Source organism: Candidatus Polarisedimenticolia bacterium, assembly GCA_035764505.1.
Lineage (GTDB): Bacteria > Acidobacteriota > Polarisedimenticolia > Gp22-AA2 > AA152 > AA152.
The window spans coordinates 1-7,986 of record DASTZC010000028.1 but is presented as its reverse complement, the minus strand read 5'-3'; the positions used below and the strand labels follow the sequence as shown (position 1 = coordinate 7,986).

The following is a 7,986-nucleotide window of genomic DNA, read 5'->3' as shown; positions in this document are numbered from 1 at the left end:
TCCCGGTCGACTCGTGCAGAACCTGTCGAATCCGATTCTGCTGATCGACCAGCACCACCTTGGGACGGTGGCTCTTGACCTCCACCGCGGTGGCCAGCCCGTAACCGGTGATGATCACCCGGTCGCCTTCCTTGGCCAGGTGCGCCGCGGCGCCGTTGACGCAGATCACGCCGGAATGCCGCGGCCCTTCGATCAGGTAGGTCGAGAAGCGGCTGCCGTTGGTGATGTCATAGACGTCGATTTTCTCGTACGCCGACAGGCCGGCCGCTTCCATCAATTCGACGTCCACTGTGAGGCTTCCTTCGTATTCCAGGTTGGCTTCGGTGACCGTGGCCCGGTGAATCTTGCCGCGCAGGACCTCGCGATGCATCGCCTTCATTCCTCCAGCTTCAGGATGACGTTGTCGATCAGACGCGTGGCTCCGATGCGAGCCGCCACCGGTACGAGGACCTGCCCGCGCAGCGGATCGATCGGCTCGAGCGTCTCGGCGCTCACCACGGCAGCGTAGTCCGGGACGACCAGCGGCTCGCCCGCGAGCGTCTCCCGAATCAGCCTCAGGACGCACTTCGCGTGCCTCTCGTCTTTCTGGAGCACCTGGGTTTCGACGTGTTGCAGGGCCCGGTAAAGGACCGGCGCGGCGCGGCGCTCCTGTGGGCTCAGGAAGGCGTTGCGCGAGCTCATGGCCAGCCCGTCCGCCTCCCTGACGGTGGGACAAATCTCGATCTGCAGGTCCATCTCCAGGTCGCGCACCATCCGACGGATCAGGATGGCCTGTTGGGCGTCTTTCTGCCCGAAGCATGCGACATCCGGCGCGACGCGATGCAGGAGCTTGAGGACGACGGTGGCCACGCCGCGGAAATGGCCCGGGCGGCTGGCGCCTTCGAGAAGGGCATCCCAGCCTTCGACGCTCACGTAAGTCCGATAGCCGGCCGGATAGATCGCCTCGACCTGGGGGGCATAGACGATGGAGGCACCGGCGGCGCCCGCCATCTCCGCGTCGCGCCCCAGGTTCCTCGGATAACGATCCAGATCTTCCGACTCTCCGAACTGGGCGGGATTGACGAAGACACTCACGACGACCGAATCGGCCAGCTCGCGCGCTTTGCGGATGAGGCTGAGATGGCCTTCGTGCAGCGCCCCCATCGTGGGGACGAAGCCGATGCGCGTCCCCGCGGCCCGCAGCTGCCGCGAGCGCGCCGCCATCTCCTCCGGCTTTGTCAGGATTTCCACAGCCGCTTCCCGGCCTGGTCGAAGGCGGAGCGCAGAGACTCCGCCACCTCGGGCTTGAGATGCGCCGATTCAGACGGTCCCGGGAAGCTCCCATTCCGCACGTCCTCGATGAAGCGGCGCGACGCCTCGCGGATCGCCTCACCCACGTCGGCGTAGCGGCGGGCGAACGACGGCACGTGACCTTCCGTCAAGCCGATGAGATCGTGCAGCACCAGAACCTGCCCGTCACACGCCGCGCCGGCGCCGATTCCGAGAGTCGGAATGCCGACGCGCTCGGTGATCATGGCTGCCAGCTCGGCGGGAATCCCTTCCAGTACGATCGAGAAGGCACCCGCATCCTCCACCGCCAGCGCGTCCTCCAGGATCGCGGCGGCCGCCTCGGCACTCTTCCCCTGCAGCTTGAATCCCCCGAAGTCGTGGACGGACTGCGGCGTGAGCCCCACGTGCCCCATCACCGGGATCTCGGCGTCGCGGATCGCCCGGATGACGCCAGCGCGCTTGCGCCCTCCTTCGACCTTGACGGCTTTCGCCCCGGCCTCCTGGATGAAGCGCCCGGCGTTGCGCACCGACTCCTCGAGGCCGAGGTGGTAGGACAGGTAGGGCATGTCGGCGACCACGAGGCCGCGGGACGTCCCGCGCGCCACCGCCCGCGTGTGGTGCAGCATCTCGGCCATGGTGACGGGAAGCGTGCTGTCGTAACCGAGGACCACCATCCCGAGGCTGTCGCCGACCAGCAGGATGTCGGCGCCCGCGGCGTCCACCGCGCGGGCCATCGGGAAGTCGTAGGCGGTCAGCATGGCGATTCTCTCGCCGCGCTGCTTCATCTTGAGGAGATCCGGGACCGTGACGGGACAGGGGCGGGGACCGCTCATCGTTCGCTCCTTTCTCCCCACCCCGAAGGGTTGAGGGAAATGCGGCGGCGGCGTGGGGGACAATAAAACGGGAATCCGTTACTTGGTCTTCCGTCTCGGGCCGTCTCCGGCTCCCAGCGGAATGTAGTACTGGACTCCCTTCTCCATCTGCTCGATCTGCGCGACCAGCTCGTTCAGGTCGTCCACCCGCTCCACGAAATCGATGTCGGTCGTATCGATGACCAGCAGCGGTGAGGCGGTGTAGTGAAAGAAAAAGTAATTATAGGCCCGGTTCAGCTCCGCGATATAGCGCTCGGAAATTCCCATCTCGAAGTCGCGGCTGCGACGCCGAATTCGCTCCAGGAGCACCTTCTCCGAGGCCTGGAGATAGATAACCAGGTCGGGGCGGGGGATATTCTGCTCCAGCAGGGCGTAGAGTTTCTCATAGATCAGCAGCTCGGAATCGTCCAGGTTCAGGTAGGCGAAAATCTTGTCCTTGGCGAAGATGTAGTCGGACAGCGTCACCTGGTTGAACAGGTCCCCCTGGGTCAGCTCCTTCTGCTGCTGGTATCGGTTCATCAGGAAGAAAAGCTGCGCCTGGAACGCGGCCCCGGGCTTGTCGCGGTAGAAATCCTCCAGGAAGGGGTTCTCGGTCTGCTCCAGGACTTTCAGGGCATCGAACCGCGCCGCCAGGAGATCCACCAGAGAGGTCTTCCCTACGCCGATGGCTCCTTCCACCGCGATGTGCCGGAATTTCATCCGATTTTTCCCCGGGAAGCCGCCGGATTATATCCACAGGGGTCTCAGGCATCAACCGCTTCCGGGGCGGCCACCCGGCGCACCCGAGACGGATCGGGACAGTGGGCCAGCAGGTCCGCGAAGGAGCGCCGCAAGACGGGGTGGATGACTTCGGGACCGATTTCCGCCAGGGGCACGAGAACGAAGCGGCGCAGGTGCAGGCGCGGATGGGGAATCTCCAGCCCCGCCTCGCTGACGATCTGCTCCCCGCGCAGCAGGATGTCGATGTCGATCGTCCGCGGGCCATCCTTGAAGTCCCGCACCCGGCCCAGCTCGGCCTCGACTGCCAGGCAGCGCTCGAGAAGCTCCCGCGGGGTGCCATCCCAGTGGCCCGCGAGCGCCAGGTTCAGGAAATTCCCCTGCTCCAGAAACCCAACCGGCTCCGTGTCATACACCGAGGAGACGCGCTGCGGCACCAGGCCCCGGGCGCGCAGGGCCGCCAGCGCGGACTGCAGCGCTCCGAGCCGATCCCCGAGGTTGCCCCCAAGCCCCAGATGCACGCGGTTCATTGACAGTAAGTGCTCCCTTTGCTAAGATTTCGCGTTTTCCAATCCCGTCGGCCCAAGAATCCGCCTGATGCGCGATGGGGTCGTCCCGACCCCCGGTCCCCCGCGGCGCAGCCTGGCGCTAACTCACGGATACAGGACACACCACCCATGGCAAAGAAGGAAATCAAGAAGAGCAAGAAGGTCGCTTCCCGTCCCGTTTCCACACTCGCCGCGCACGCCGAGCAGGCGATCAAGGACTACGACCAAGCCCTGGGATTCCTCCGCCGCAAGGATTACAGCGCCGCCACCGAGGCCTTCGAGAAAGTCCTTTCCACCTATCCCGACGAGAAGGAGATGGCGGATCGCTGCCGGGTCTACCTTACTATTTGCCGCCGCGAGGTCGCTGACAAGACCCTTCCGTTGAAGAAGGCCGAAGACTACTACTACCAGGCGGTCTTCGAGAGCAACCGCCAGCACTATGATGCGGCCCTCAGCCACCTCGACAAGGCGCTCAAGATGGAGCCGGGCGACGAGCGCATCCTCTATGCCACCGCCTCCACCGCGGCCCTCAAGGGGGAGCGGGAGCAGGCGTTGAGCATGCTCAAGGAGGCGATCCAGGCCAATCCGCAGAACCGCATCGCCGCGCAGCACGATCCCGATTTCGAGCCGCTGCGCGACGACGACGCCTTCATCGATCTGGTCGCCGCGGCCCGCGAATAAGCCCCACATCGATGGCGAAGCGAAAGACCTCCATCCGGCCCTCCTCTTTCCCGCTGCCGAAGCCGCCGGAGCTCTCGGTGCTCATCCTGGCGGCCGGCGTCGGGAAGCGGATGCTTTCCCGCACCTCGAAGCTGGTCCACCCGGTCGCCGGACGCCCCATGGTCCGGTTCGTGGTGGACGCCGCGCTGGAAACCGGCGCGAACCGGGTCCTGGTGGTCGTCGGAAACCCGGGCGACGGCGTGCGCGAGGCGATCGCAGGGAAGGATCCCAAGGTTTCCTTCTGCGTGCAGGAGCAGCCTCTGGGGACCGGGCACGCGGTGCTTTGCGCCGAGAAGGCGCTGCACGGGGTCGAGGGGACCCTTCTCATCCTGAATGGCGATCTGCCGGCGCTGCGCGCCGAGACGCTCAAGGGCTTCGTGGAGTACCACCGCGCCCACGGAGCGGCGCTCACGCTGGTGACCGCGATCCTCCAGGAGCCCGGCCGCTACGGCCGCATCGTGCGCACTTACAACGGCGAGGTGGCCCGCATCGTCGAGGCCTCGGACGCCACCCCCGAGCAGAAGCAGATTCGCGAGATCAACGCCGGCATCTATTGCGTCGAGACGGCGCAGCTTTTCAAGCACCTGGGCCAGGCGGGGTCCGACAATGCCCAGCGCGAGGTCTACCTCACGGATCTGGCCGAGATCCTGCGGCGCGCCCATCAGAAGGTATCCGCCTTCACGCCTCCGGACGCCGAGGAGGTCCTCGGAGTCAACAACCGGCACGAGCTTGCCGGCGCGGCGAAGACCGTCTACCGCCGCAAGGCTCTGGCTCTGATGGAAGAAGGCGTTTCGATCCTGGATCCCGACTGCACCTACGTGGAATGGGACGTGCGGGTCGGCCGGGACACCGTGCTCTATCCGATGACGATGCTCCAGGGAGGCACGACGATCGGTGAGGATTGCCGGATCGGGCCGGGGACGCGCATTTCGGACTCGGTGATCGAGGACGGGGTCCACGTCCGCGACCACTGCGTCATCGTGCAATCCCGCGTCGGCCGCGGCGCGCGGGTGGGTCCTTTCGCGCACCTGCGCCCCGAGACGGACCTTGCGGAGGAGGTGCACGTCGGCAATTTCGTGGAGACCAAGAAGAGCCGCATCGGCAAGGGGAGCAAGGCCAACCATCTCTCCTACCTCGGCGACGCCGAGATCGGCAGCGGCGTCAATGTGGGCGCCGGCACGATCACCTGCAACTACGACGGCGAGAAGAAGCACAAGACGATCCTGGAGGACGAGGTCTTCATCGGATCCGACACGCAGCTGGTGGCGCCGGTCAAGGTGAAGCGCGGCGCCTATGTCGGAGCCGGCTCCACCATCACCAAGGAAGTGCCGGCGCACGCCCTGGCCCTCTCCCGCGGGCGCCAGGTGAACGTGGCGAACTGGGCGAAAAAGAAGAAGAGCAGGAAGTCGTGAACGCCTGCCCTGGCATCACGCCGCCGACCCTGCGGCTATCCCGCGCGGCGAGGCTTCACTCGTCGGGAATCACGTTCTTGCAGCTTCGATCGAAACCCCTTATATTCGGCTCCTGATCATGTGCGGCATCGTCGGATACATCGGCAACAAGCGCCTCACCAACGTCCTCATGGATGGACTGCGGCGGCTCGAGTATCGGGGCTACGACTCGGCGGGCCTGGCCGTGGTGAACGAGGGGGGACTGCAGGTGGTGCGCTGCGCCGGCAAGCTGCGGGACCTCGAGGAGGCCCTGCGGCTCACTCCCCTCGACGGCAGCTTCGGTGTGGGGCATACGCGCTGGGCCACCCACGGGCGCCCCACGGAAGAGAACGCCCACCCGCATCGCGACTGCACCGGGCGCCTGGTGGTCGTCCACAACGGCATCATCGAGAACTACATCGAGCTCAAGCGCGAGCTGCGCGCCCGTGGGCACACGTTCAAGACCGAGACCGACACCGAGGTCATGGCCCATCTGTTCGAGGAGAAGCTGAAGGAGCATTCGCTCGAGGAGGCGGTGCGCCTGTGTCTGCCGCGCCTGAAGGGCGTCTACGCCATCTCCGTGATTGCCGCCGACCACCCGCGCAAGATCGTCGCCGCGCGCAACGGCCCGCCCCTGGTGATCGGGCTCGGGAAAGACGAGTACTTCGTGGCCTCCGACGTCCCCGCCATCCTGCACCATACCCGCGACGTCTTCTTCCTGGACGATCGCGAGGTGGCCGTGGTCACCGATGCCGGCGTGCAGATCAAGGACCTGGAGGGGCGCATCGTCACGAAGAAGGTCCAGCGGATCACCTGGGACCCGATCATGGCGGAGAAGAGCGGCTTCAAGCATTTCATGCTCAAGGAGATCTACGAGCAGCCCCGCGCCATCCGCGACACGCTGCTGGGGCGCGTCTCCTCCGAGACCGGCCGGATCTTCCTGGAGGAGATGGACATCTCGCCGGAGGAGTTCAAGAAGGTGCGCCGCATCTCGCTGGTCGCCTGCGGCACCTCCTGGCACGCCGCGCTGGTGGGCAAGTTCCTCCTGGAGCGGCTGGTGAAGGTGCCCGTCGAGGTGGACATCGGCTCGGAGTTCCGTTACCGCGATCCCATCCTCTTCCCCGGCGATCTGGTGGTGGTCATCAGCCAATCCGGCGAGACGGCCGACACGCTGGCGGCACAGCGCGAGGCCCGGGCCAAGGGACTGAAGACGGTCGCCATCTGCAACGTCGTCGGCAGCATGATCACGCGCGAGGCGAACGGCATCATCTACACGCACGCCGGCCCCGAGATCGGCGTCGCCTCCACCAAGGCGTTCACCTGCCAGCTCGCCGCCTTGCAGCTCCTGGCGCTGCACCTGGCCGAGATTCGCGGGACGCTCGAGCCCGAGGCGGCGAAGGAGCACATCGAACAGCTGCTGCACCTGCCGGTGCAGATCGAGAAGATCCTCCAGATGGATCCCGCCATCGAAGAGGTGGCGAAAGAGTACTACCGGGCCTCCGATTTCCTCTTCCTGGGACGGGGCGTGAACTACCCGATCGCCCTGGAGGGCGCCCTGAAGCTCAAGGAGATCTCCTACATCCACGCCGAAGGATATCCGGCGGGCGAGATGAAGCACGGGCCGATCGCGCTCATCGACAAGAATCTGCCGGTGGTGGCGCTGGCTTTCGGCGACAAGGTCTACGAGAAGATGATGGGCAACATCGAAGAGGTGAAGGCGCGGGAGGGGCGCATCATCGCCGTGACCCAGGAAGGCAATGGGGATCTGAGCAAGATCGCCAGCCAGGTGATCGCCATCCCGAAGACCGCCGACCTCCTCACCCCCATCCTGGCGGTCATTCCGCTGCAGCTGCTGGCCTACCACATCGCCCTGCGGCGCGGCTGCGACGTGGATCAGCCGCGCAACCTCGCCAAGAGCGTCACCGTCGAGTAGCCGGCAGCACCCCGTTTCCTTCCTGACAGGCGGCCATGCTCGAATCCCTCAACGACAAGCAGCGCGAGGCGGTCCTCGCGACGGAAGGTCCGCTCCTGATCCTGGCCGGCGCCGGATCGGGCAAGACGCGTGTCATCGTCCATCGCATCGCCCACCTGCTGCACGAAGGCAAGGCCCGGCCCGAGGAGATCTTCGCCGTCACCTTCACCAACAAGGCGGCGGCCGAGATGAAGTCCCGGGTGGCCGAGCTGCTCGGCGCCGAGTCGATCGGCGCCTGGGTCTCCACGTTCCATTCGCTGGGGTTGCGCATCCTGCGCATCGAGGGGGAGCGCCTCGGCTATCGGCGCGGCTTCGTCATCTACGATGACGACGATCAAATCGCGCTGCTGAAGGACCTGCTGCGCGAGGAGAACGTCGACGACAGGGCCTTTCCGCCTCGCCGGGTCCTGTCCGCCATCAGCAACGCCAAGAACCTGCTGGTGCCTCCGGAGCGCTAC

The 7,986-nt window shown here is 65.9% G+C and carries 9 protein-coding genes; 4 read left to right on the top strand and 5 right to left on the bottom strand.

Features of this window, described 5'->3' with window-relative positions; genetic code table 11:
* From panD to folK, 5 genes are all read right to left on the bottom strand, one after another.
* On the bottom strand, nucleotides 1-370 hold a 370-nt coding region (gene panD / locus VFW45_01940; GenBank protein HEU5179526.1), incomplete at its 3' end, for an aspartate 1-decarboxylase.
* 5 nt (nucleotides 371-375) lie between these two features.
* Nucleotides 376-1,230, bottom strand: a complete 855-nt coding sequence (gene panC / locus VFW45_01935) for a pantoate--beta-alanine ligase (GenBank protein ID HEU5179525.1) — start codon at nucleotides 1,228-1,230, stop codon at nucleotides 376-378.
* Complete coding sequence (panB, locus tag VFW45_01930) at nucleotides 1,218-2,102, bottom strand: 3-methyl-2-oxobutanoate hydroxymethyltransferase (protein ID HEU5179524.1); 885 nt, start codon at nucleotides 2,100-2,102, stop codon at nucleotides 1,218-1,220. Before panB ends, panC begins: the two co-directional genes overlap by 13 nt.
* A gap of 78 nt (nucleotides 2,103-2,180) precedes the next feature.
* On the bottom strand, nucleotides 2,181-2,840 hold the full coding sequence (locus VFW45_01925; protein HEU5179523.1) for a deoxynucleoside kinase: 660 nt from the start codon (nucleotides 2,838-2,840) through the stop codon (nucleotides 2,181-2,183).
* Nucleotides 2,841-2,884: 44 nt separating this feature from the next.
* Nucleotides 2,885-3,388, bottom strand: a complete 504-nt coding sequence (folK, locus tag VFW45_01920) for a 2-amino-4-hydroxy-6-hydroxymethyldihydropteridine diphosphokinase (protein ID HEU5179522.1) — start codon at nucleotides 3,386-3,388, stop codon at nucleotides 2,885-2,887.
* A 147-nt stretch (nucleotides 3,389-3,535) separates the two neighbouring features.
* Here folK and VFW45_01915 point away from each other — a divergent pair, with 147 nt between their 5' ends.
* From VFW45_01915 to VFW45_01900, 4 genes are all read left to right on the top strand, one after another.
* On the top strand, nucleotides 3,536-4,087 hold the full coding sequence (locus tag VFW45_01915) for a tetratricopeptide repeat protein (GenBank protein ID HEU5179521.1): 552 nt from the start codon (nucleotides 3,536-3,538) through the stop codon (nucleotides 4,085-4,087).
* A gap of 11 nt (nucleotides 4,088-4,098) precedes the next feature.
* Nucleotides 4,099-5,538, top strand: coding sequence for a bifunctional UDP-N-acetylglucosamine diphosphorylase/glucosamine-1-phosphate N-acetyltransferase GlmU (glmU, locus tag VFW45_01910; GenBank protein HEU5179520.1), 1,440 nt, complete (start codon nucleotides 4,099-4,101; stop codon nucleotides 5,536-5,538).
* Between the two features lie 118 nt (nucleotides 5,539-5,656).
* A complete protein-coding gene (gene glmS / locus VFW45_01905) occupies nucleotides 5,657-7,489 on the top strand; it encodes a glutamine--fructose-6-phosphate transaminase (isomerizing) (GenBank protein HEU5179519.1) in 1,833 nt (610 codons plus the stop codon).
* A 35-nt stretch (nucleotides 7,490-7,524) separates the two neighbouring features.
* Nucleotides 7,525-7,986: UvrD-helicase domain-containing protein (locus VFW45_01900; protein ID HEU5179518.1), on the top strand; the 462-nt coding region annotated here is incomplete at its 3' end.